Here is a 23,402-nt window from a genome sequence, read left to right as displayed (position 1 = left end):
AGATGAACTTTTCCGCATGGTCAATCCGTAACCCGATTGCGCCGCTGCTCGGCTTCGCGCTTTTGATGATCCTCGGCATGCAGGCGTTCAACACCCTGCCCATCACCCGTTTTCCGAACATCGACGTTCCCGTCGTGGCCGTCACGGTCACCCAGAGCGGCGCTTCGCCGTCCGAGCTGGAAATGCAGGTGACGAAGGAGATCGAGGACGCCGTCGCCGCCATCAGCGGCGTCGACGAAATCCAGTCCACCGTGGTCGACGGACAGTCGACGACAACGGTTGTCTTCCGCATCGAAAAGCCGACGGAAGAGGCGGTTCAGGACACCAAGGACGCCATCGACAAGATCCGCAGCGATCTGCCCGCCGATATCGAAGTGCCCGTCGTCAGCAAGATCGACGTCGAGGGACAGGCGATCCAGACCTTTGCCGTCTCTTCGCCCAACATGACGCTGGAAGAACTGTCCTGGTTCGTGGATGACACGATCAAGCGTTCGCTCCAGGGCCAGTCCGGCATCGGCAAGGTCGACCGCTACGGCGGTGCGGACCGCGAAGTTCGCGTGTCGCTGAGCCCGGAAAAGCTTGACGCCTATGGCATCACCGCAACCGAGGTGAACAGCCAGCTGCGCGGCACCAATATCGATCTCGGCTCCGGCCGCGGCCAGGTCGGCGGTAACGAGCAGACCATCCGCACGCTCGGCGACACGCGCGATGTGAGCCAGCTCGCCAACACCACGATTGCGCTTTCCAACGGCCGTTTCGTCAAGCTCTCCGAGCTCGGCACGGTCACCGACACCTATCAGGAACAGAAATCCTTCTCGCGCTTCAACGGCAACCCCGCCGTCACCTTCGCGGTGTTCCGCTCCAAGGGCGCGAGCGAGGTCTCGGTCGCCGAAACCGTGGCGGCAAGCCTCGATGAAGTGCGCAAGAATCATCCGGATGTGTCGATCGAAATGGTCGATGACGCCGTCTATTTCACCTATGGCAACTACAAGGCCGCACTCGATACACTGATCGAAGGCGCGATCCTCGCCGTCATCGTCGTCCTGCTCTTCCTGCGCAACTGGCGCGCAACCCTGATTGCCGCCGTGGCGCTGCCGCTTTCCGCGATCCCGACCTTCTGGATCATGGATATCATGGGCTTCTCGCTCAACCTCGTCAGCTTCCTGGCGCTCACGCTCGCCACGGGTATTCTCGTCGACGACGCCATCGTGGAAATCGAGAACATCGCCCGCCATATCAAGATGGGCAAGACGCCCTATCGGGCGGCGCTGGAAGCGGCGGATGAAATCGGCCTTGCCGTCATCGCCACCAGCTTCACCATCATCGCGGTCTTCGTGCCGGTGTCGTTCATGCCCGGCATTCCCGGCCAGTACTTCATCCAGTTCGGCCTCACCGTCGCCTTCTCGGTGTTCTTCTCGCTCGCGGTAGCCCGTCTCATCACACCCTTGATGGCGGCCTATCTGATGCGCGCCGAAGATGCGATGGACGATCACCACGACAATGACAGCCGGTTGATGAAGGCCTATACGCGCATGGTGACCGCCACCACCCGCAAATGGTGGGCGCGCTATCTGACGCTGCTCGGCGCCATCGGCTTCCTCGTCGCTTCCGTCATTCTGCTCGCCGGCGTTCCGGGCAGCTTCCTGCCGCCGGACGACGCCTCGCGCGTGACGCTTTCGGTGGAACTGCCGCCCAATGCGACGCTCGACGAAACCGACCGCACGACGACCCAGATTTATCATGCCCTGCGTGACATCAACGGCGTCGAAAGCGTCTTCATCCTCGGCGGCGCTTCGCCCAAGGGCGATCTGGAGCTTCGCCGCGCCACCGTCAACGTCATCCTCCAGCACATCGATCATTCGCTGCTTAAGCTGGTGGTCAACAAGGGGCTGGGCTCCATCCCGCTCATCGGCCAATATCTTCCGAAGGTGGAGGAAAAGGGCCGCACACGTCCGCAATGGGATGTGGAACGGGATATTTTCGCACAGGTGCGCGGCATTCCGGATGTCCGCATCATCAAGCTGAACGACCGTGCGGAACGCGAGCTCTCCTTCAACTTCCTCTCGACGAACGAGAAGGATTTGAACGATGCCGTCGGTCTGCTCGAAAGCCGCCTGCGCGCCTCGCCCATCCTTGCCAATGTCAGCTCGGAAGGTGCCCTGCCCCGCCCCGAACTGCAGATTCGCCCGCGCAAGGATGAGATCGCCCGTCTCGGCATCACGCCTCAGCAGATTTCGCAGACCGTGCGTGTCGCCACCATCGGCGATATCGATGCGCAGCTGACGAAGATTTCGCTGGATGACCGGCAGATTCCGATCCGCGTGCAGGCCTCGCTCGATACCCGCCGCGATCTCGCCACCATCCGCGCGCTGAAGATCAAGACCGCCTCCGGGTCGCTGGTGCCGCTCTATAGCGTTGCCGATATCGACTATTCGGAAGGCCCAAGCTCGATCAAGCGCAACGACCGCAACCGCGTCGTCTCCATCGGCTCCGACGTGCCCTTCGGCACGGCGCTCGACACCTCGACGGCCGAGTTCAAACGCATCGTGTCGGAAACCGACCTGCCGGCGAGCGTGCGCCTTGCAGAAAGCGGCGACGCCAAGGTGCAGGGCGAAATGCAGCAGGGCTTCGTCAACGCCATGCTGCTCGGCCTGATGCTGGTGCTGGTGGTGCTCATCCTGCTGTTCAAGGATGTCATCCAGCCCTTCACCATCCTGTTCTCGCTGCCGCTTGCCATCGGCGGCGTGGCGGTCGCGCTCATCATCACGCAGAACGCGCTGTCCATGCCCGTTCTCATCGGCATCCTGATGCTGATGGGCATCGTGACGAAGAACGCCATCCTCTTGGTGGATTTCGCCATCGAAATGCGCCGCCACGGCATGGAACGGGTGCATGCCATGGTCGAGGCCGGCCGCAAGCGCGCCCGCCCGATCATCATGACCTCCATCGCCATGTCAGCGGGCATGTTGCCCTCCGCACTCGGCGTCGGCGAAGGCGGCTCGTTCCGCGCGCCGATGGCGATTGCGGTGATCGGCGGCATCATCGTCTCGACGGTGCTGTCCCTCATCGTGGTGCCGGCCTTCTTCCTGATCATGGACGACCTGTCGCGCCTGCTCGCCCACCTCTTCGGCCGCTTCGTCGGCAAGAAGGAAGAGGAGGAAGAGGCCCTCTCCAACGAGAAACTCTCGGAGATCGCCCGCGAAAACAGCCTGGCGCTCTCCTCACTGGAGGCGCGCGTCGCCAGCATGGAAAAGGGCACCGGCGACAAGGCCGCGGACAAGGGCAGCAACATATTGCGGCTGCCGCCGCTTGCTGCGGAGTGAAAGTTGTAGCGCCGGGCCTCGTGCCCGGCGTTTCTCTTTATGGCGATCTCTCTCTTCCGTCATCCTCGGGCTTGTCCCGAGGATCTGCAACCGTTTGATTTTATTCGACGTGATTAGATCCTCGGGACAAGCAACCGTGGATCTACTGTGCGAATGCCGGGTCTGATCGAGCGATTGCGTTGAGGATTGTGATGAGCTTTCGCACGGTTGCGATGATGGCGAGTTTGAAGGGCTTGCCGCGCATTCTGAGCCGTTGATAGAAGCCGCCAAGAACAGGGTCTCTGACCTTGATGGCGCTGAGTACGGCCATATAGGCGATGTCGCGCAGATGTTTTCTGCCCCCTGCACATCGCCCGTTTCGTTCGGTTGCGCCCGACTGGCGAGCATAAGGCGCCACCCCGACAAGGGCGGCGGCGACTTTTGCAGAGACTTTTCCCAGCTCCGGCATGTCGGCAAGCAACGCCGTTGCCAGGACCGGCCCGACGCCGGTGACCTGGCGAAGGCGGGCATGGCTTTTGCGCAGCCTCGGCGTCTGCGTCAGCACATCGTCGATTGCCGCATCCAATGTGGCAATATCCTGTGCGATGGTCCGCAGACGCTCCTCGATCAGGTCGCGCACCAGCGGTTCGTCGATGGTGTCGAGCTGGCTGACGAGCCCGCTCCTTTCGGCCAGCAGGCGCCGGCGGTGGGCGCTGATCGCATGCATCCTGCGGCAAGCCGGATCAGGCGCGTAGGGTGTGAGGTCACGCCGCACCGCCGCCAGATAACGCGCAATCATGGCCGCATCGATGCGGTCGGTCTTGGCCAGCTGGCCGATGGCGCGGGCAAAGCTGCGCACGCGGGCGGGGGCGACGATATAAACCTCAAGGCCGGCGGCATGAAGACCATCGGCCAGCCTGCTTTCATAGCCGCCCGAGGCTTCGAGGCCGACGGCGACCGGCCCCAGCTCCCAAAGACGCCGGGCAAGCTGCGTGATCTCGTGCGGTGACGAACCGCAACGAAAGCTTTTACCGGCGGGGTGGATATGGATGTCGAAATACTGCTTGGAAACGTCAATGCCGACGACGGCGATATCGTGTATCATGGCCTTGCTCCCAGGCTTGTGGTGCGGGCAAAAGCCCGATCAACCGTTCGGGGTCAAAGGGAGCAGGCAGGGCCTTGCTTGTCCTCGGCTGTCTAAACCAGCCCGAAAAAACGGCCGCCTGCCTGCATCAGCCGGGTTTGCGATGCCCGGCTGATGCATCCAGTAAACCACAAATCCTCCACACAAGCCCGAGGATGACGTCGAGGAGATACTTACCTTCCCCAACCCGCTTCAGGCCTCGACCAAGGTTTAAACCGGACAGCAGTGGGGCTTGACCCGAGAATTCTATCGAGCCCAAGTGAATGATTCCATAGATGCTTGGGCAACACGTCCAAACAGCCGCATCCCTCCGCCGTAAAAGCGGCTTATGCCTGTTTGATCGAAATCAATTCGCTTTCCAGGTGAACTGCTAATCTCCCTCGCATCGGGAATTGCCGGTCGAAGGATAATGCGATGAGCTCTTTTCAGATAGGCGTGCGGGAACACGAACATCCCCGGTTTCGTATCGCTTCGGACAGCCCGGCAAAAGGTATGAGCGGGAGCCGGATGGACGTGAACAAGACCGTGAAGCTGAGCAACAGGGACAGGAACATTTTACTGCGTGCACCCTTGATCGGGATAGCGGATGATGCGGCGGCATTGAAGCTGATGGAGGCGGCGACCATCACCAATGTGAACGCCCGCCATGTGCTCTTCAAGGAAGGCGAAGCGGCGCAGCATTTCTACTGCGTGCTGTCGGGTTATATCAGGCTTTACCGGCTGGACCGGCACGGGCGCGAAGCGGATGTGCGCGTCAGCGGCCCCGGCGATACCTTCAATGAATGCCTGATTTTCGGCAGCGATACCTATCGCTACAGCGCGCAGGCGGCGGAAAGCTGCACCGTGGCGCGGTTCGAACTTGCGAGAATCCGCAGCCTGATCGATCAGGAGCCGGCCATCGCCAAGGCCGTCATGCGCTGCCTGTCCAACAGCCTGCTGGCCACCATGGATTGCATCGCCAACGACCGGCTGCAGACGGCGCCGCAACGTGTCGCCCATTACCTCATCAATCAGGGCCCGCGCGACGCGACATCCTTTTCGCTGCGGCTGCCATTCCAGAAAAGCCTGCTCGCCGGCAAGCTCGGCCTCGCGCCGGAAGCGCTGTCGCGCGCCTTTTCGGCGCTGAAAAAGGCTGGCGTTACCGTGCGCGGGCGCATCGTGCAGGTCAATGACGTCGCCGCGCTGAAGCAGATCTGAAAATACCGGGAGAGGACGAAGGGCGGGATGCCATCAGGCATTCCGCCCTTCTGCATGTCCGAAATCGGGCACGAAGCGGAAGCTGTCGTTCTGCCGCTCGACACGGAAAAATCCGCCGAGATGACCGCCGGAAACCAGCCAGCCATGATCGGCGGCCTCGGCCAGCGCCTTGAGGCGTGTTTCATAAGCAAGCGCGGAATCGATATCATAGACGAAACCGACACCGGGATCCTTCACCTGCAACTCGCTGACATGCAGCACGTCGCCCCATAATAACAGCCGCTCATCGCCACTGCCGATCAGATAACCGGTATGCCCCGGCGTATGGCCGGGCATGGCGACTGCCTCGATACCCTCGGCGACCGCGCCCATGGGGATCGGCCGCAGCATCGGGCCGCAAATGTCGAGCAGCCGCGCGGCAAGGTCGAAACCGCCCTGCCGGGCGGGCGGCAGGCTCTTGCGCGCCTCCGCGCTGCTGAAAAAACCGAGATCGGCCTCGGGCACCCATATGTCGGCATTGGGGAAATAAGGCCGCTCGCCATCAATGAGGCCAAGCGCATGGTCGCCATGAATATGGGTGAGGATGACACGCGTCACATCGGCCGGCTGGATCCCGGCGGCGATCATCGCCGCGCGGGCATGGCCATAGGCTGCACCCCAGGCCGTGCCGCAACCGGCATCGATCAGCCAGATGCCGTCAGGGCCGGACAGCGCGACGCAGTTGACGTCCATGTCCACCGTTTCGCCCTGATGGCCGGCAAGGGCCGCAGCCAGCGCTTCAGCACCCTGACGGTGGATGAGATGGCCGACCGGCGCCTTGTAGACACCGTCGACAAAACGGGAAACGTCGTAAGCGCCGAAACGGCAGGAGATAGCCATATTTCAGAGACCGCCCTGCTCTTTCAGGAAACCGACGATGCGATCCACACCGTCGCCGCGTTTCATATCGGTGAAGACGAAGGGCATGGCGTTGCGCATGCGGGTCGCGTCGCTGTCCATGACGGTGAGGTCAGCGCCGACATAGGGCGCAAGGTCCTTCTTGTTGATGACCAGCAGGTCCGAGCGGGTGATGCCCGGCCCGCCCTTGCGCGGAATCTCCTCACCCTGGCAGACGGAGATGACATAGATGGTGATGTCGGCCAGATCGGGCGAAAAGGTCGCCGCGAGATTGTCGCCGCCGGATTCGATGAAGACCACATCGAGATCGGGAAAGCGCGCATTGAGCCCGGCAATCGCCTGCAGATTGATCGTCGCATCCTCACGAATGGCCGTATGCGGGCAACCGCCCGTCTCGACCCCGACGATACGCTCGGACGGCAGCGCCTGCATGCGCACCAGCGCCTCGGCATCTTCCTTGGTGTAGATATCGTTGGTGACGACCGCGACCGAATAATCCGCGCTCATCGCCTTGCAGAGCTTCTCCGTCAGCGCCGTCTTGCCAGAACCGACCGGCCCGCCAATGCCGACGCGCAGCGGCCCATTACCCGATTTCATCACTCTGTTCCCTTCGATATGCGTGGTCTTGTTTCACCATAGTCCCTCAACGGGACGCTTCAAGATATGCAAGGATCGTGCCGCCCTTTCAGGAGCGGAAAAGCCGGGTGCCCTGCGTTTCATGGCGCATGGCTGCCGTATCGGCGATGATCGTCGCGCCGCCGAGATCGTCGAGCGTGGATTGCATCGCCCGCACCGCCATCTCTGCGATGATCGTCTCGCTTGCGGCCAGAATGGTAACGCCATCCTTCTGTCCCGCGACCCCGAGGCGGATGCCCGCTGAAACGATCTGCGAAGCGCCGGCATGCAAAAAGGCAGCAATCGTTTCCCTGAGCGGCACCGCATGACCGGCGGCAACCGCCCCGACGGCGATGGGATAGGGAACGTCTTTCGGCAGCAGGTCCAGAACCGCATGCGGCCATGCGCCGGCGGCGGCAACGAAGGCATCGCCCAGAAGCACCGTCTCGCGGTATCGCTCCGCCGAACCGGCCAGCGCCCGCGCCAGATCGGCCGTTTCGCTCAAGATGGCCGCATCCCCGGCGCTGCGCCAGGCATGCGCCAGAAACACCGCATCGTTCCACATGCTGCCGTGGCGCAGCAGCGTTTCGAGCCAGTCGCGCAGGGCCGCCGCATCGCCGACGCGCCGATCCTCCACCGCCTTTTCAAGACCGCCGGAATAGGAAAAACCACCGACGGGAAAAGCAGGCGACATCCAGGCCATGAGCCGCAGCAGCGCGGCGACGCCGCGATCTTCACTCACGGCTCAGCCGTGATCGTGATGGTGGTGCCCGTGGTCATGACCATGGGAATGGCCGCCATGGGCGTGGTAAGCGCCGCGCGCCGGCTGGAATGGCTCTTCCACCTCACGCACGATGGCGCCCAGACCTTCCAGCATGGCGCGAATGACATGGTCGCGCAGGATGAGAATACGCTCTTCCTCGATCTGCGCGGAAAGATGCCGGTTGCCGAGATGCCAGGCGAGCTCGATCAGGTGAAGCCGATCCTTCGCCTTGATTTCGAACAGCTTTTCATCCGCCGCACGGACCTCGATCAGGTCGCCGTTCTCTACCACCAGAAGATCGCCATGGGCAAACAGCACGGCTTCCTTCAGGTCCAGCATCACCATCTCGTCATTTTGCAGATGCAGCAGCTTGCGGCGCAGATGCCGCTGGTCATGCGCCAGGGTGACATAACCGGAAGCTTCGTCGGCAGGGGTTCCGGCCGGATGATAGGAGGTGACGCGCAGCATGGGATGATCCGTTTCAGAAACAGTCTTGGAGGTCTGATTTTTGCCGGATAGGCGGGGTGATTTCAAGGCGCGATTTCCGGACATGCTCACAGCCGAAACGAAAAAAGCCCGGCATTGCGGCCGGGCCTTCGCAAAAATCTTGAAACCGAAATCAGGCCGCAGCGCGTGCCTTCAGGTTTTCCAGAATGTTCTGCGGCGCGGAAACACCATAGGGGTCGGATTCGCAATTGTCCGAATAGCCCTCTTCCTCGAACCACTGCTCGACGACGCCATCGTTGACGACGGCGGCGTAACGCCAGGAGCGCATGCCGAAACCGAGATTGTCCTTGGCGACCAGCATGCCCATCTTGCGGGTGAACTCACCCGAACCATCCGGAATGACCTTGACGTTTTCGAGGTTCTGGCCCTTTGCCCAGGCATTCATGACGAAGGCGTCATTGACCGACAGGCAATAGATGTCATCGACGCCGAGCGCGCGGAACTCACCCGCCAGCTTTTCGAAATCGGGAAGCTGGTAGGTCGAGCAGGTCGGCGTGAAGGCGCCGGGCAGCGAAAACAGAACGACCTTCTTGCCCTTGAAATAATCGTCGGAGGTCATGTCCTGCCAACGGAACGGGTTGGGGCCACCGACGGCCTCATCGCGAACGCGCGTGCGGAAGGTTACGGCGGGCACTTTTTTGCCGAGCATGTCTTGTCTCCTGTTCTGGCGTTTTGCGAGGATCGCTTGGGATCGATCCGCGCGGAATTCTTTTGCCGTTTCCATAGCGCAAGACGCGCTGCGGTGCAGCATAAAAATCCCGATTTCAAAGGAGATTCAAACAGGGCATGCACTACCTGGTGCAACTATAAAGTACAGTTTACAAAAATGCACTTTTAAGTAATATTCCGCCACCCAACGGGAGACACTGAAATTGATTTTGAAAGATCGCGTACTCAATCATCTCGACAGTACCCTCAGAGCCTATTTCGACTATAGCGACGGCCCGCAATGCTCCAATCTGCGTGGCTTCGTCGCAGGGCTGGTCACGGATGTCTGCGAAAAGATGGATGGAGACTTGCTGCGGAAGGTCGCGGAAAAGGTAGACGGCAAGAGTTTCGCCGAATGGCGGTCATGGTACATCGATGAAGTCGTGACTTTGCAGGCCAGTGCGGTGGGCGCATTCGCCCATCGCATCATTGACGTGGAAACGCTCAGCCCCTCGGCGCTCAGCAGAAAAGTGCCCTGCGAGCTTGGCTACAGACACGCGGATGAATTCATCGCCTGCTGGGAGGAGACCTATGCAAAGCGGCAAGCGGAGAAGGAAAAGCTGCCTTCATCGAAAAAATTTCAGGACAAGCGCAACAGCCACACGGAGCCGCCTTACCTGATGAAAGACATCCTGGGGCTGTCCTGGTGGCGCAAGCGGTCAAAATGAATGACGGCAACAAGGAATCGACCAAGGAAATGCTGGCGGTTTTCCGCATCATCGCCAGCGCCGGGCTTTCGCTGATCCTCCTTCTGGCCACTTTCAAGAACAGGACGCCGGACCTTTCCAATTGGCTGGTTTACCCAGCCGCCCTGTTTTTCAGCGCCTCTTTGCTGTTCTGCCTCTACCTGTTTCTGCAAGCCATAACCCTGCTTGCGGGCGAGGCGGACGCCATCATCGATCAGCCGAGGATCAAAATCCCTGCAATGGCGGCCATGGGGCTGTTCATGGCCGGCGTTGCAAGCCTGCTGACCGCGCTCATGTGCATCTGAGCGCGGAGCAGCCGTTTCTCAAAACAGGAAATAACGCTGCGCCATCGGCAGCACCGTTGCCGGTTCGCAGGTCAGAAGCTCGCCATCCGCCCGCACTTCGTAGGTTTCCGGATCGACCTCGATATGGGGGGTGAGCGAATTGTGGATCATCGACGCCTTGGAAATGCCGCCGCGCACATTCTTCACCGGCAGCAACTTCTTGTCGACGCCGAGGCGCTGGGCAAGGCCGGCATCCAACGACGCCTGCGACACGAAAGTGACCGAGGAATTGGTGCGCAGCTTGCCATAGGCGGCAAACATCGGCCGGTAATGCATCGGCTGCGGCGTGGGAATGGAGGCATTCGGGTCACCCATCGGGGCAGCGGCAATCGAGCCGCCGAGCAGCACCATCTCCGGCTTCACGCCGAAAAAGGCCGGGTTCCACAAGACGAGATCGGCACGCTTGCCGACTTCGATGGAGCCGATCTCGTGGCTGACACCCTGGGCGATGGCCGGGTTGATGGTATATTTGGCGATATAGCGGCGGACACGGAAATTGTCGTTTTCGCCGGTCTCTTCCTTCAGGCGGCCGCGCTGGCGCTTCATCTTGTCGGCCGTCTGCCAGGTGCGGATCGCCACTTCGCCGACGCGGCCCATGGCCTGGCTGTCGGAAGAGATGATCGAAAACGCGCCGATATCATGGAGAATATCCTCCGCCGCGATGGTTTCCTTGCGGATGCGGCTTTCGGCAAAGGCGATATCTTCAGGGATGGACGGCGACAGGTGGTGGCACACCATCAGCATGTCGAGATGTTCGGCGAGCGTATTGACGGTATAGGGCCGTGTCGGGTTGGTGGAAGACGGAATGACGTTGGGATTGCCGCAGACCTTGATGATATCAGGCGCGTGCCCGCCGCCCGCCCCTTCGGTGTGGAAGGCATGGATGGTGCGGCCACGGATGGCGGCAACCGTATCTTCCACGAAACCGCTTTCATTCAGCGTATCGGTGTGGATCATCACCTGCACATCGTATTGATCAGCCACCGTCAGGCAATTGTCGATGGCGGCGGGCGTCGTGCCCCAGTCCTCATGCAGCTTCAGCGACGACGCGCCGGCAAGGATCATTTCCTCCAGAGGGGCCGGCAGCGAGGCATTGCCCTTGCCCGCCAGCCCGAGATTCATCGGAAAGGCATCGAAGCTCTCGATCATCCGCTCGATGTGCCAGGCGCCGGTGCAGGTGGTGGCAAGCGTACCATGCGCGGGGCCGGAGCCGCCGCCCAGCATGCAGGTGATGCCGCTCATCAGCGCTTCTTCGATCTGCTGCGGGCAGATGTAATGGATATGCGCATCCATGCCGCCGGCTGTCAGGATCCTGCCTTCGCCGGCAATCGCCTCCGTCGAGGGGCCGACGATAATCGTCACGCCGGGCTGCGTATCGGGGTTGCCCGCCTTGCCGATGGCGTGGATGCGGCCGTTCTTCAGGCCCACATCCGCCTTGTAGATGCCGCTATGGTCAACGATCACCACATTGGTGATGACGGTATCGACCGCGCCTTCGGCCCGCGTCGCCTGGCTCTGGCCCATGCCGTCGCGAATGACCTTGCCGCCGCCGAATTTCACTTCCTCGCCATAGATCGTGTGGTCCTTCTCGATCTCGATGAAGAGTTCGGTATCGGCAAGACGTACCTTGTCGCCGACGGTCGGGCCGAACATGCCGGCATAGGCGGCGCGGGAAATCTTGTAGGGCATGGGCTCAGGCTCCTTCGGACGCGGAGAAAATCGATGTGGGAGAAATTCGTGTCAGCCGGCCCTCGCCCGCAAGGGCTTCGACCAGCTGTTGTTCGGCAGCAAATGGATGGCCACTCCAGCCCTGGTGGCTGAAACCGGCAATGGTCACCTCGTCATCATCGCCGCTGACATTTTCAAGAACATGGGCAATGGCGACGAGGCCGGTGCTGGGGCAGACGTATGGTGCGGGCTTATAGGCTTCGAGCGCCGTATCGAGCCTCTCATGCACACCGCGAGAAATAACGACATGGCTCTTGCCGCCAGCTCGTGCGATGGCCGCGAATTCGCCGGTATAATCGGCGCAGAAATCAGTGAGTTCCGGCCAGCATGCGCGTATGTCCGGTTCCATTTCGGAAAATTTTGCGGGATCACGCACCGACCAGATGGCGGCAGCCTGCCGCACACCGTCACTCTCGCGCCATTCGGTCCCCTCGGTCATCTCGAGACCCGGCCGCCCGGTGTTACACACGGCCACCACATCGGTGCGCGTGCCGCCCAGACCAAGCGAGCGGCAATCATTAAAACGGACAACGATATCCGAACGGTCGATGAGCCGGGCTGCGCCCGGCGGCAGTTCCCCATTTCCGACGATCGTGATGCGCCGCCCCATGCGTTCAGAAACCTTCCGACAACTGACGCAATTCTTCCGCCCGCTTGCCGCTCATCTCGGCGAGGCAGGAGGAAATCAGCATCGGTTCCATCGAGCCGCCGCGGGCCTGAAAGCCGGCAAGCGCGCAATTGGCGTCACGAAACGCCACCCAGGCGCGCTGGGCAGTCACCAGCGCGTCGGTCGCACCCTTACCGTCTGCATCCGCCGTTTTATCGCGCTCGGTGAGCAGCTTGCGCAGCTTCTGATATTCGGCGTTCAACTGCTTGTCGGCCTTTTCGTAATCCTTGCCGGCGCAAATGGTCATGTCCGCCTGCGTCTGCGGGGCCTTGCAATCCGGCTCGCCCTGCGCAGCGGCCGGCATGGACAGGCCGCCGGTCGCGCTGAGCAGCACAGCCGCCATAAGAACGTTTTTTCGGCTCATCTCCATCGCTCAGGCCGCCGCGCCATCGAAAGCCTGCGGCTTCAACGCCCGGGGATCGACACCATCGAGACAATTGGCATTGACCGCCACCATCGGTGTTCCATCCGGCCCATCGGCATAAGCAAAGCTCTCGATGCCGCAGGTGGAGCAGAAAAGATGATGGATATTGTGTTTGTTGAAGAGATATTCCGCCAGCTTGTCCTCGCCGGAAAGCAGCGTGAATTTCTCACGCGGCGCGAAGGCCAGTGTGGAACCCAGGCGCTTGCAGCGCGAACAATTGCAGATGATGGTATGATCGAGATCGGCGTCGACCTCGAAGCTGACGCTGCCGCACTGGCAGCTTCCATGATAATGCGCCGTCGCCATTTCATAACCTCCCCATGACCTGTTGACGGAAACCATAAACCTCCCGCTTGCCGGAAAGCGGCACCAGCGTCACTTCCCGCTTCTGGCCGGGTTCGAAACGAACCGCCGTGCCGGCGGGAATATCGAGGCGCATGCCGCGCGCCTTGTCGCGGTCGAACAGGAGACCGGCATTGGTCTCATAGAAATGATAGTGGCTGCCCACCTGCACCGGCCGGTCGCCCGAATTGGCAACTTCGATGGTCACGGTCGGCTGGCCGGCATTGAGTTCGATGCTGCCCTCTGCGGTAATGATTTCGCCGGGTTTCATGGTATTTCCCCTTTTGTCTCAGGCAGCGTTGGCCGCCGTGCAGCCTTCGGCCTTCAGGACGCGCCGTGTCGACGCGGGATTATTGACGAGTTTCGCCGCCGGGCGAACGGGCCTGCGAACCAGCTCACCGCCGCAATTCGGGCAGGCGCCGTGAAGCACATCCGTCACGCAATCGACGCAGAAGGTGCATTCGAACGAGCAGATCATCGCATCCCGGCTGTCGGGGGCAAGATCGCGGTCGCAGCATTCGCAATTGGGTCGAAGCTCCAGCGCCATATTCGCCCCCTCACCGTATCGGTTCGTGAACGGTCACCAGCTTGGTGCCATCGGGAAACGTCGCTTCCACCTGCACATCGTGGATCATCTCGGCAATGCCGTCCATCACCTGATCACGGGAAATGACATGCGCGCCCGCTTCCATAAGCTCCGCCACGGCACGCCCGTCGCGGGCGCCCTCGACCACGAAATCGGTAATCAGCGCAATCGCTTCGGGATAGTTCAGCTTCACGCCGCGTTCCAGCCGGCGGCGCGCCACCATGGCGGCCATGGAAATCAGCAGCTTGTCTTTTTCTCTTGGGCTAAGGTTCATCGTGGTCCCGCAGCTTGGAACCTGTTCCGCAAGCATGGTTGCGGCAAGCAGATCCGACATGTTGACAGACCCCGAAGGCCGCCGGTTGCCGACGATCCGAAGGGTTTACAGATTCCAGACTTTCGGCACTGGCGCGCCGTTTCGCAAGAGCGAAATGATCGGAAAAAGCAATTTTCTCAAGGAGAAACCATCTTCGGCGGAGACGCGCACAACAAGCTTGCCCTGCCATTCGCTGGCACCGCCGCTTTCCCCGGCAATAGCCCGGATTTTAGGCAGAAGCGCCTCGGAGAGAGGCCCGATATAAAGCAGCGTCGCAAAGGCGACCTGACCGGCCAGAACCGCCGGTTTCGCGGTCAGCGCCGATACCTCGCCTTCCAGCAGAAGCTCTTCGGCATGCACCAGCCTGCCGCCATGGCGAATGCGCCAGCGGTCGCGGAAAAGGCCATGCGTCATCGCCTCGCCCATGGCCTGACGGCCGAGCAGCACGGCTTCGACAGCGATGAATTCGGAAGACTGGTCGAGATCGGCTTCCAGCCGGCGGGTCAGCGAGGCGCGGTCGAAAAGAATGGTTTCCTGCGGCAGCCAGTGCAATCTGGCGCCCGGCCCGGCGGAAACCCGGGCGGTAACGGTGGCTGTGCCGGAGGATGCCTTGTAGACCTTCTCGCAGGCCTGCGTGGTCACGACCAGCGAGGTGCCGGCGCCGGCAACCGCCTGCCATTCAAGTTCGTCTCCGCCGGTCAGGCCGCCGGAGGAATTGATGAGAATGGCTTCGGCTTCGTTCGAAAAGGTTTCCGGCAGGCGGATTTTGGCACAGCCTTCCTGGAACAGTTCCTCCAGCCGGCTGCGCCCTTCAACCGCTTTGGTTACAATGCGTCCTCTGCCACGGGCGCGCTGCTGCCGGACAGGTTGAGCGTCTTGGCGACCGGAAGGGCCGATGGCTTGCTGTTCTGGCTGCACGCGGTCTCCGAAGCGGTTGCGGAAGTGGATGAGGCCTTTGCGCCGCAATCCTTCTTGACGACGGCATCCACGACCAGCTGCCCTTCCGTATTGCGGAAGAAATCCCACATTCTTTCGGCCGCATCAACCGTGCGCGTTACTTCGCCTGTGGGCATCTTGCGCTCCACGGCCGGTTCCGCCTTCGGCGTCTGTTCGCCGCCCGGTTTGCGGGTGACGACGGCGCTTGCGGCCAGCACTTCCGCCTTCATCGTCGCGCGCGGCCAGGCGTGGTCCCAGTCGTTGATGACATAGGACTGAATGCGTGCGCCGGCCTTGCAGACATCATAGGAATTGACGGTGAAACTTTCGCCCACCTTGCTTTTGGCAGCGCCCTTGCAGCCGTCCATCTCGGCCCAGCGCTTCAGCGCCGTCTCGCCGCCATATTGCCAGTAGGATTTGCCGCCGCCCTGATAGGGGTTGGCGGGATCCTTCAGCCCCGCAAAGGCGATGATCGACATCGGCCGCGCCGGCGTGCAGCTTGCCGCATCCGGTGCCCATTTGCCCTCGGTCTCCAGCGGATAACCCGCCCGCAGCGAGGCGACGAAGCCGGCGGCGGTGAAATCCGCGCTGCCATTGCAGATGAATTGCGACAGCATGCGCCCGCCGCCGGAATAACCGGAACCGTAAAAACGCTCCTCATCCACGCAGAACTTGCCCTTCACCATGGTAATGGCATCGCGAATGAAACCGACCTCGTCCAGCCCGCCCGGACGCTTGGTAACACCGGGAACATTCCAGGCATGGGTGCCGGGCAATTCGCCATTCAGGCTGCCGGCCAGCGCCACCACCACCAGACCGTCACGCTCGGCCAGCTTGTCCCAGCCGCTGCGGTTCAGCTGGCCATGCGGATTGCTGTTGGAGCCATGGAAATCGAACACCACAGGCAGCGGCTTTTTTCCATCATAGGCCGAGGGAACAAAATAGACGCCGTCGCGTTTTTCACCGTTGGAGAGAATGGAAAAATCGTGCCTGCCCGATTCCATGCCGGGTCCGGGCAACTGACCGCAGGTCGATGCCGACGCTGCGACACCGGCGCTCGCGCACATCGCAAGACCCAGAAAGAGGGTGCGGGCGGAGCGGAACAGCCGGGCGGCCCGGCCGATGGCAAAGTCTTGATGCATTGACACGCCTTTATTGGGCACGGTTTTCCCGACGATACGTCGGACGTGCGTGGAATGTAAGGGATCAACTGTCGCGGCGTGCGAATAGACTTTTCCTGTGTCTCGCATGCAGCATTTTCGCTGCCAATATCACAGGCAATTATTCAATGAAATGCTAAAATTACGCATGAAAGCCATGTCGAGACGCATAGGCTTTCAAAATATTAATCGGCCGTTTGCACGCCGTGATCGGCGCGCAGCATTTTTAGTCTCGATTTATACTGTCAGGTGACGCCGCGCTTCCGGCGTATCCAGCGTTTCGGCCAGCCCCTGATGCACGATTTCGCCGCGGTCCATGATGTAGACGTAATCGGCAAGCTCGCGGCAGAAATCCAGATATTGCTCGACCAGCAGGATCGCCATGCCGGTGGAATCGCGCAGATATTTGATCGCCCGGCCGATATCCTTGATGATCGATGGCTGAATGCCCTCGGTCGGCTCGTCGAGAACGAGAATTTTCGGCCGCGTCACCAAAGCCCGGCCAATGGCGAGCTGCTGCTGCTGGCCGCCGGAGAGATCGCCACCGCGTCTTCCCAGCATGGATTGCAGCACCGGAAACAGGCTGAAAATATCATCCGGGATGAACCGTTCCTTACGCGGCAGCGGCGCATAGCCGCTTTCGAGATTCTCCTGCACGCTGAGCAGCGGAAAGATTTCTCGCCCCTGCGGCACGTAGCCGACGCCGCGCTTGGCCCGGTGGTAAGGCGCCAGCCCATCCAGCGCCGCCCCTTCAAAGCTGATCGTCCCGGCACTGATGGCGTGCTGGCCGGTGACGGCGCGCAAAAGCGAGCTTTTACCCACACCGTTGCGGCCGAGAACGCAGGTGATCTTGCCCATCTCCGCATTAAGCGAAACGCCGCGCAAGGCTTGCGCTGCGCCGTAATGGAGGTTGATGTTGTCGACTGTCAGCATGGTGAAACTCCATTGGCGCATTGGTGGGAGGCGTTACCCCCCTCTGCCCTGCCGGGCATCTCCCCCTCAAGGGGGGAGATCGGCAAGCGGCAAACACCCTGCTCCACAACAGCTTTGAGTTGGAACGGGCGGGTGCGGCATCTGATCTCCCCCCTTGAGGGGGAGATGCCCGGCAGGGCAGAGGGGGGTATGGCCAACGCAGACGCTTCCATCACCGCCCCAGATAATTCTCGATCACCTTCGGATCGTTCGACACGAAATCGATCGATCCCTCCGCCAGCACCGAGCCTTCGGCAAGGCACGTCACCTTCACCCCCAGTTCGCGGATAAAGCCCATGTCGTGTTCCACCACCACCACCGAGCGGGTCTTGGCGATTTCCTTCAAAAGCACGGCGGTTTCGGCCGTTTCCGCATCCGTCATGCCGGCCACCGGCTCATCCACCAGCAGCAGCTTCGGCTCCTGCGCGAGCAGCATGCCGATTTCCAGCCATTGTTTCTGGCCGTGCGAGAGGTTGGCGGCGAGATCGCCGCGGCGGTGGCCAAGACGCACGGTGGCGAGGATTTCCTCGATGCGGGCCTTGTCTTCCTCCGTCAGCCGGTAAAACAGCGTCGCGAACACCCCGCGCTTGCGGTTGAGCGCCAGTTCCAGATTGTCCCAGACGGTATGGCTTTCGAACACCGTCGGCTTCTGGAATTTTCGGCCTATGCCGAGCTGGGCGATATCCGCCTCGTCCTTTTTGGTGAGGTCGATGCTGTCTTCGAACAGCACCGTGCCCGTATCCGGCCTTGTCTTGCCGGTGATGATGTCCATCATCGTCGTCTTGCCCGCACCGTTCGGGCCGATGATGGCGCGCAGCTCACCCGGTTCCACCACGAAGGAGAGGGAATTGAGCGCCCTGAAACCATCGAAGGACACCGAGACGCCGTCGAGATAAAGCAGGCTTTTCGTTCTGTTTTCGGAAATCGTGTTCATATCCGCCTCACTCCGCCGCCTGTTGCGCCACTGTCGAGCCGCTGTCATTGCCCTGCGGGACGTCGCCTGCCGCAAGCGCGACCCGCTTTTCGCGCCGCCGGGCCAGATAGTGTTGCAGCGTTCCGACGATGCCCTTGGGGAAGAACAGCGTCACTGCGATGAACAGCCCGCCCAGCGCAAACAACCAGAATTCGGGGAAAGCGCCGGTGAAATAGCTTTTTCCGCCATTGACCAGCAGCGCCCCGATGATCGGCCCGATCAGCGTGCCACGCCCGCCCACCGCCGTCCACACCACCACTTCGATGGAGTTGGCGGGCGAGAATTCGCCGGGATTGATGATGCCCACCTGCGGCACGAACAAGGCGCCGGCAATGCCCGCCATCATGGCCGAGACGACGAAGGTGAAAAGCTTGATGTTTTCCACCCGGAAACCGAGGAAACGAACCCGGCTTTCGGCATCGCGCACGCCCACCAGCACCTTGCCGAATTTGGAATTGACGATGCCCGACGCGATCAGCAGAGAAAGCGCCAGCATCACCGCCGTCATGGCAAACAGCACGGCGCGGGTGCCATCCGCCTGCACGGAAAAGCCGAGAATATCCTTGAAATCGGTAAGGCCATTATTGCCGCCGAAACCCATGTCGTTGCGGAAGAAGGCAAGCAGCAGCGCATAGGTCATGGCCTGGGTGATGATGGAGAGATAAACGCCGTTGACACGCGAGCGGAAGGCGAACCAGCCGAACACGAAGGCGAGCAGCCCCGGCACGACAAGCACCATCAGCGCCGCAAACCAGAACATGTCGAAGCCATGCCAGAACCACGGCAGTTCCTTCCAGTTGAGGAAGACCATGAAGTCAGGCAGCACCGGATGGCCATAAACCCCGCGCGTGCCGATCTGCCGCATCAAATACATGCCCATGGCATAACCGCCGAGCGCAAAGAAGGCGGCGTGGCCAAGCGAGAGAATGCCGCAATAACCCCAGACGAGATCGAGCGCCAGCGCCAGCAGCGCATAGGCGAGATATTTGCCGAGCATCGACATGATATAGGTCGGGATGCGGAAGGCGCTGTCGGCCGGCAAAAGCAGGTTGGAGGCCGGCACCAGAACGGCGATGGCCAGAATGATGCCGATGGCGATGGAGATGCGGCGGTCGAGCGCGCGCAGGAGGAAGCCGGTAATCATGCTTCGATCGCCCTTCCCTTGAGTGCGAAGAGACCGCGCGGCCGCTTCTGGATGAACAGGATGATGAGAACGAGCACGAGGATCTTGCCGAGCACGGCACCGACCGTCGGCTCGAGGAACTTGTTGAGCACACCGAGAGACAACGCGCCGACCAGCGTTCCCCAGAGATTGCCGACGCCGCCGAACACCACCACCATGAAACTGTCGATGATGTAGCTCTGGCCGAGATTGGGCGAGACATTGTCGATCTGCGACAGCGCCACGCCGGCAAGACCGGCAACGCCGGAACCAAGCGCGAAGGTGAAGGCATCAACCCACGGCGTGCGAATGCCCATGGAAGAGGCCATGCGGCGGTTCTGCGTCACGGCGCGCATCTGCAACCCGAAGGCGGAGCGCTTCAGGAGAACCAGCAGCGCGAAGAACACCGACAGTGAAAAACAGACGATCCACACCCGGTTCCAGGTGAAATTGAGATAACCGACGCTGAAGGAGCCGGACATCCAGCTCGGGCTGCCGACTTCCCGGTTGGTGGGGCCAAAGATGGAGCGCACGCCCTGTTGCAGGATGAGCGAGATGCCCCAGGTGGCGAGAAGCGTTTCCAGCGGCCGCCCGTAAAGAAAGCGGATGACGCCGCGCTCCATCACGAGGCCGACGAAGGCCGTCACAAGAAAGGCGGCGGGCAGAGCGATGGCGAGCGACCAGTCGAACAGGCCGGGGAAATGCGTGCGGATCACCTCCTGCACCATGAAGGTGGAGTAGGCGCCGATCATCACCATCTCGCCATGCGCCATGTTGATGATGCCCATGACGCCGAAGGTGATGGCAAGGCCGATGGCGGCGAGCAAAAGCACGGAACCGAGCGACAGGCCGTACCAGACATTCTGCGCATAGTCCCAGAAGGCAAGGGAGCTTTCGATGCTCGATATGGCGCTGTCGATATCCGGTTTCAGGCTCTGATCCACCGACGAGGAAGCCGCCATCAGAATGCCGATGGCATCGCGCCCGCCAAGGCTCTTGATGGTGGCGATTGCTTGCCTCTTCTGTTCCAGCGACCGTTCGGAGGAGAGCAGCGAGACAGCCCGCGCCTCCTCCATCCGGGTCCGCACCTCAGTATCGGTCTCCTTGGCGATGGCCGCTTCCAGCAATTCGAGATTTTCCGCGCTTGGCGCTTTCAGAACGGCGTCTGCCGCGGAAAGCCGCACGGATTTTTCCGGGCTGAGCAGGGTCAGACCGCCGAGTGCAGCGCGGATGACGCGGCGCAGATTATTGTTGACCTTGATCTTGCTGACAGCCGCCTTCGGCGCTTCACCCGCACTTTCGCCCGTCAGCGGGTCGATCAGCGTAAAATTGGAACCTGCCGGTTTCGCCATGAAAACCAGATTGTCGGCCTTGCGCACATAAAGATCGCCCGCCGCAAAAGCCTCGAGCGCCGGCACGACACGCGCATCGCCCGTGGCGGCGATCTGCCCGATCAGCACTTCGGCCTGCTTGAAATCCGCCGTGCCGAGCTGGTCGATCAGCGCCTTCGGCTCGCTTTGCGCGAAGGATTGGGCTGCGATCCCCAGGGTGAGCCAGAGGAAGATGGCTCCGAGAAAAGATCGGATCGTCATGTCGGGTTCCTTGGGCGTTTTACGACAGGGCGTTTGTGGGTAATGCCACTTGAATATGCCGCTCACCCCCCTCTGCCCTGCCTGGCATCTCCCCCACAAGGGGGGAGATCGGCAAGGCACGCCTGCGTCGCTCCATCTCAACCAATGAGAAGGGCGAAACCTTGCCTCGAGTCGATCTCCCCACCTGTGGGGGAGATGCCCGGCAGGGCAAAGGGGGGCATGCTTGTTCAGTTTCCAATGAGAAAACCGCCCCCAAACAAAGGGAGCGGCACCCACCTCGCTAATCAGCTACCCTTGCCGCCGCACTTCCCACTGGCCACATTGAAGTTGCCGCAAGACATCGGCTTCCTCCAGTCCGAGATCAGATCCTTCGAATCCGGCAGATAATCCGACCACTCGTCACCCACGACCTGCGGCGTCTGCTGTACGATTTCGAACTGGCCATCGGCCTGGATTTCGCCGATCAGCACCGGTTTGGTGATGTGGTGGTTCGGCATGACGGTGGAGTAGCCGCCCGAAAGGTTCGGCACGGAAACGCCGATGATGCTGTCCAGAACCTTGTCCGTATCCGTCGTGCCGGCGGATTCCACGGCCTTTACCCAGGCGTTGAAGCCGATATAGGCGGCTTCCATCGGGTCGTTGGTCACGCGCTTGTCGTTCTTGGTAAAGGCATGCCAGGTCTTGATGAATTCGGCATTGACCGGCGCATCGACGGACTGGAAGTAGTTCCAGGCGGCAAGGTGGCCGACCAATGGTGCGGTATCGAGACCGGCAAGCTCTTCTTCACCGACCGAGAAGGCAACGACGGGAATGTCTTCAGCCTTGATGCCCTGGTTCGCCAGTTCCTTGTAGAAAGGCACGTTGGCATCGCCGTTAATGGTAGAAACCACGGCGGTCTTCTTGCCGGCCGAGCCGAACTTCTTGATGTCGGACACGATCGTCTGCCAGTCGGAATGACCGAACGGCGTGTAGTTGATCATGATGTCCTCTTCCTTGACGCCCTTCGACATCAGGTAGGCCTTCAGGATCTTGTTTGTGGTCTGCGGATAGACATAGTCCGTGCCGGCCAGAACCCAGCGCTCCACACCTTCGGTATTGGCGAGATAATCGACGGCCGGAATGGCCTGCTGGTTCGGCGCCGCACCCGTGTAGAAGATGTTGCGCGAGGATTCTTCACCCTCATACTGAACCGGATAGAACAGGATCGAATTCAGCTCCTCGAAGACCGGCAGAACCGACTTGCGCGAGGAAGACGTCCAGCAGCCGAAAACGGCGGCGACCTTGTCCTGCGAAATCAGCTGACGGGCCTTTTCAGCGAAAAGCGGCCAGTCGGAAGCCGGATCGACCACCACGGCTTCGAGTTTCTTGCCGAGCACGCCACCCTTCTTGTTCTGCTCGTCGATGAGCATCAGCATGGCGTCCTTCAGCGTCGTTTCTGAAATCGCCATTGTACCGGACAGCGAATGCAGCACGCCAACCTTGATGGTGTCGTCAGCGGCAAAAGCGCCGTGGAAGGCGGTGGTGGACAGGATCGCGCCAAGCAGCGCGGCACTAAGCGTCTTGCGGAATGTCATCGGAAGAACCCCTCTCCTTGTTTGGCCTCTCGTGGAGGCTCAGCGGCATCTGCGGCCGCTGCTGGAGGGACTATCGATCTCGCAGACGCGAAACCGTATACGTCAATTGACGTAGGCGGGGTGGCGAAAGATGCATGAGGGGTTGGGAATAAGCTGAACCTGAAGGTGCTTGTCTGTGAAGCAGGAGGCCTCAGCTTGTTTCTTCTCCCCGCCGGGGAGAAGTCCGCAGCAGCGGGATGAGAGGGCGAGCGCCGCGATATACGGAGGGGTTGCCCCCTCATCCGACCCTTCGGGCCACCTTCTCCCCGGCGGGGAGAAGAAATGCACGGCACGGTCTCACATCAGGAATGCGACCATCAGGAATGCGGCTTATCGTTCCGCTCTTCGTCGCGGATCGCATCGTCGTGATACCACGAACCGAAATCGATATGCGGCTCCTGCGCCTGACGCTCGAGGTCGCTGAGGCTGCTGTTGCGGAACTTGGAAAGACCCGCACGCCCGCCGACCGGGAATTGATAGATCGTTGCCGTCTCGCGATGAATGCCAGTTGCCATTTCGATCATCTCACTTTGTTTGCATCGAAGCACTTTATGTCTGGAGCTAACCCGCAAAGGCCAGATTCGCTCCGTTTGATTAAAAAAAAATCACCTTGCGAAAAATATAGGCATTAATCGTCTCATCTACAAGAAAAACCATTCCGAAAGCGCCGGTTTTTGGGGCAAATGCCAATCCCTCGCGCGCAACCGAAATCATTGCACCGCAGCAGGGCATTCCGCCGGGAGACGCCGGCTATCTATCAGGATTCAATGA

General features: G+C 61.0%; 25 protein-coding genes. 4 read left to right on the top strand and 21 right to left on the bottom strand.

Features of this window, described 5'->3' with window-relative positions; genetic code table 11:
- The first annotated feature begins 2 nt into the window (after positions 1 to 2).
- On the top strand, positions 3 to 3,323 hold the full coding sequence (locus ACQZ5K_RS15945; protein WP_448740805.1) for an efflux RND transporter permease subunit: 3,321 nt from the start codon (positions 3 to 5) through the stop codon (positions 3,321 to 3,323).
- A gap of 142 nt (positions 3,324 to 3,465) precedes the next feature.
- On the opposite strand, the gene ACQZ5K_RS15940 is transcribed toward ACQZ5K_RS15945, so the two are convergent.
- Positions 3,466 to 4,407, bottom strand: coding sequence for an IS110 family RNA-guided transposase (locus ACQZ5K_RS15940; RefSeq protein WP_142778744.1), 942 nt, complete (start codon positions 4,405 to 4,407; stop codon positions 3,466 to 3,468).
- 546 nt (positions 4,408 to 4,953) lie between these two features.
- Here ACQZ5K_RS15940 and ACQZ5K_RS15935 point away from each other — a divergent pair.
- Positions 4,954 to 5,643: a Crp/Fnr family transcriptional regulator gene (locus tag ACQZ5K_RS15935; RefSeq protein ID WP_003520592.1), complete on the top strand. Its 690-nt coding sequence runs from the start codon at positions 4,954 to 4,956 to the stop codon at positions 5,641 to 5,643.
- 33 nt (positions 5,644 to 5,676) lie between these two features.
- On the opposite strand, the gene aidB is transcribed toward ACQZ5K_RS15935, so the two are convergent.
- From aidB to ACQZ5K_RS15910, 5 genes are all read right to left on the bottom strand, one after another.
- Entirely contained in the window at positions 5,677 to 6,522 is an 846-nt protein-coding gene (aidB, locus tag ACQZ5K_RS15930; protein WP_448740804.1) for an AidB family quorum-quenching N-acyl homoserine lactonase, read from the bottom strand.
- 3 nt (positions 6,523 to 6,525) lie between these two features.
- Complete coding sequence (gene ureG / locus ACQZ5K_RS15925) at positions 6,526 to 7,137, bottom strand: urease accessory protein UreG (protein ID WP_003520595.1); 612 nt, start codon at positions 7,135 to 7,137, stop codon at positions 6,526 to 6,528.
- An 88-nt stretch (positions 7,138 to 7,225) separates the two neighbouring features.
- Positions 7,226 to 7,897: an urease accessory protein UreF gene (locus ACQZ5K_RS15920; RefSeq protein ID WP_448740803.1), complete on the bottom strand. Its 672-nt coding sequence runs from the start codon at positions 7,895 to 7,897 to the stop codon at positions 7,226 to 7,228.
- A gap of 3 nt (positions 7,898 to 7,900) precedes the next feature.
- Entirely contained in the window at positions 7,901 to 8,386 is a 486-nt protein-coding gene (ureE, locus tag ACQZ5K_RS15915) for an urease accessory protein UreE (protein WP_448740802.1), read from the bottom strand.
- Positions 8,387 to 8,537: 151 nt separating this feature from the next.
- Positions 8,538 to 9,074, bottom strand: a complete 537-nt coding sequence (locus ACQZ5K_RS15910; RefSeq protein ID WP_003520599.1) for a peroxiredoxin — start codon at positions 9,072 to 9,074, stop codon at positions 8,538 to 8,540.
- A gap of 223 nt (positions 9,075 to 9,297) precedes the next feature.
- Between ACQZ5K_RS15910 and ACQZ5K_RS15905 the strand changes: the two genes are divergently transcribed.
- Entirely contained in the window at positions 9,298 to 9,801 is a 504-nt protein-coding gene (locus tag ACQZ5K_RS15905) for a hypothetical protein (protein WP_137003925.1), read from the top strand.
- A complete protein-coding gene (locus ACQZ5K_RS15900) occupies positions 9,798 to 10,124 on the top strand; it encodes a hypothetical protein (RefSeq protein ID WP_448740801.1) in 327 nt (108 codons plus the stop codon). Before ACQZ5K_RS15905 ends, ACQZ5K_RS15900 begins: the two co-directional genes overlap by 4 nt.
- Before the next feature lie 18 nt (positions 10,125 to 10,142).
- Here the strand turns inward: ACQZ5K_RS15900 and ureC are convergent, their stop codons facing one another.
- From ureC to ACQZ5K_RS15825, 15 genes are all read right to left on the bottom strand, one after another.
- Entirely contained in the window at positions 10,143 to 11,852 is a 1,710-nt protein-coding gene (gene ureC, locus ACQZ5K_RS15895; protein ID WP_448740800.1) for an urease subunit alpha, read from the bottom strand.
- 4 nt (positions 11,853 to 11,856) lie between these two features.
- The gene (locus ACQZ5K_RS15890; protein ID WP_448740799.1) at positions 11,857 to 12,501 is read right to left on the bottom strand and encodes a Urease operon accessory protein; all 645 of its coding nucleotides are present in this window, start codon (positions 12,499 to 12,501) and stop codon (positions 11,857 to 11,859) included.
- A gap of 4 nt (positions 12,502 to 12,505) precedes the next feature.
- Positions 12,506 to 12,922: a lysozyme inhibitor LprI family protein gene (locus ACQZ5K_RS15885; RefSeq protein ID WP_448740798.1), complete on the bottom strand. Its 417-nt coding sequence runs from the start codon at positions 12,920 to 12,922 to the stop codon at positions 12,506 to 12,508.
- Between the two features lie 9 nt (positions 12,923 to 12,931).
- Positions 12,932 to 13,288: a GFA family protein gene (locus ACQZ5K_RS15880; protein ID WP_448740797.1), complete on the bottom strand. Its 357-nt coding sequence runs from the start codon at positions 13,286 to 13,288 to the stop codon at positions 12,932 to 12,934.
- 1 nt (position 13,289) lies between these two features.
- On the bottom strand, positions 13,290 to 13,595 hold the full coding sequence (locus tag ACQZ5K_RS15875) for an urease subunit beta (protein WP_035219981.1): 306 nt from the start codon (positions 13,593 to 13,595) through the stop codon (positions 13,290 to 13,292).
- Positions 13,596 to 13,613: 18 nt separating this feature from the next.
- Positions 13,614 to 13,871, bottom strand: coding sequence for a DUF1272 domain-containing protein (locus tag ACQZ5K_RS15870; RefSeq protein ID WP_142779660.1), 258 nt, complete (start codon positions 13,869 to 13,871; stop codon positions 13,614 to 13,616).
- Between the two features lie 10 nt (positions 13,872 to 13,881).
- Entirely contained in the window at positions 13,882 to 14,184 is a 303-nt protein-coding gene (locus ACQZ5K_RS15865) for an urease subunit gamma (RefSeq protein ID WP_003520609.1), read from the bottom strand.
- A 105-nt stretch (positions 14,185 to 14,289) separates the two neighbouring features.
- Positions 14,290 to 15,141 (bottom strand): urease accessory protein UreD, encoded by an 852-nt coding sequence (locus ACQZ5K_RS15860; RefSeq protein ID WP_448740796.1) that lies wholly within the window; start codon positions 15,139 to 15,141, stop codon positions 14,290 to 14,292.
- Positions 15,048 to 16,301 carry an alpha/beta hydrolase family esterase gene (locus ACQZ5K_RS15855; RefSeq protein WP_448740795.1) on the bottom strand — a complete coding sequence of 418 codons (1,254 nt, stop codon included), beginning with the start codon at positions 16,299 to 16,301 and terminating at the stop codon, positions 15,048 to 15,050. The genes ACQZ5K_RS15860 and ACQZ5K_RS15855 overlap by 94 nt, the downstream gene beginning before the upstream one ends.
- 255 nt (positions 16,302 to 16,556) lie before the next feature.
- Positions 16,557 to 17,252 (bottom strand): urea ABC transporter ATP-binding subunit UrtE, encoded by a 696-nt coding sequence (gene urtE, locus ACQZ5K_RS15850; RefSeq protein WP_448740794.1) that lies wholly within the window; start codon positions 17,250 to 17,252, stop codon positions 16,557 to 16,559.
- 211 nt (positions 17,253 to 17,463) lie between these two features.
- Positions 17,464 to 18,225 carry an urea ABC transporter ATP-binding protein UrtD gene (gene urtD / locus ACQZ5K_RS15845; RefSeq protein ID WP_020808761.1) on the bottom strand — a complete coding sequence of 254 codons (762 nt, stop codon included), beginning with the start codon at positions 18,223 to 18,225 and terminating at the stop codon, positions 17,464 to 17,466.
- A 7-nt stretch (positions 18,226 to 18,232) separates the two neighbouring features.
- Positions 18,233 to 19,408, bottom strand: coding sequence for an urea ABC transporter permease subunit UrtC (gene urtC / locus ACQZ5K_RS15840; RefSeq protein WP_448740793.1), 1,176 nt, complete (start codon positions 19,406 to 19,408; stop codon positions 18,233 to 18,235).
- A complete protein-coding gene (gene urtB, locus ACQZ5K_RS15835) occupies positions 19,405 to 21,018 on the bottom strand; it encodes an urea ABC transporter permease subunit UrtB (RefSeq protein ID WP_448740792.1) in 1,614 nt (537 codons plus the stop codon). The genes urtC and urtB overlap by 4 nt, the downstream gene beginning before the upstream one ends.
- A 284-nt stretch (positions 21,019 to 21,302) precedes the next feature.
- Positions 21,303 to 22,592 (bottom strand): urea ABC transporter substrate-binding protein, encoded by a 1,290-nt coding sequence (gene urtA, locus ACQZ5K_RS15830; RefSeq protein ID WP_020808758.1) that lies wholly within the window; start codon positions 22,590 to 22,592, stop codon positions 21,303 to 21,305.
- 356 nt (positions 22,593 to 22,948) lie between these two features.
- Positions 22,949 to 23,155: a DUF2735 domain-containing protein gene (locus tag ACQZ5K_RS15825; RefSeq protein WP_003520619.1), complete on the bottom strand. Its 207-nt coding sequence runs from the start codon at positions 23,153 to 23,155 to the stop codon at positions 22,949 to 22,951.
- Positions 23,156 to 23,402: the final 247 nt, after the last annotated feature.

The organism is Agrobacterium sp. 22-226-1, assembly GCF_053522345.1.
The sequence above is the reverse complement of the archived record's forward strand: the minus strand, read 5'-3'. Positions and strand labels throughout refer to the sequence as shown.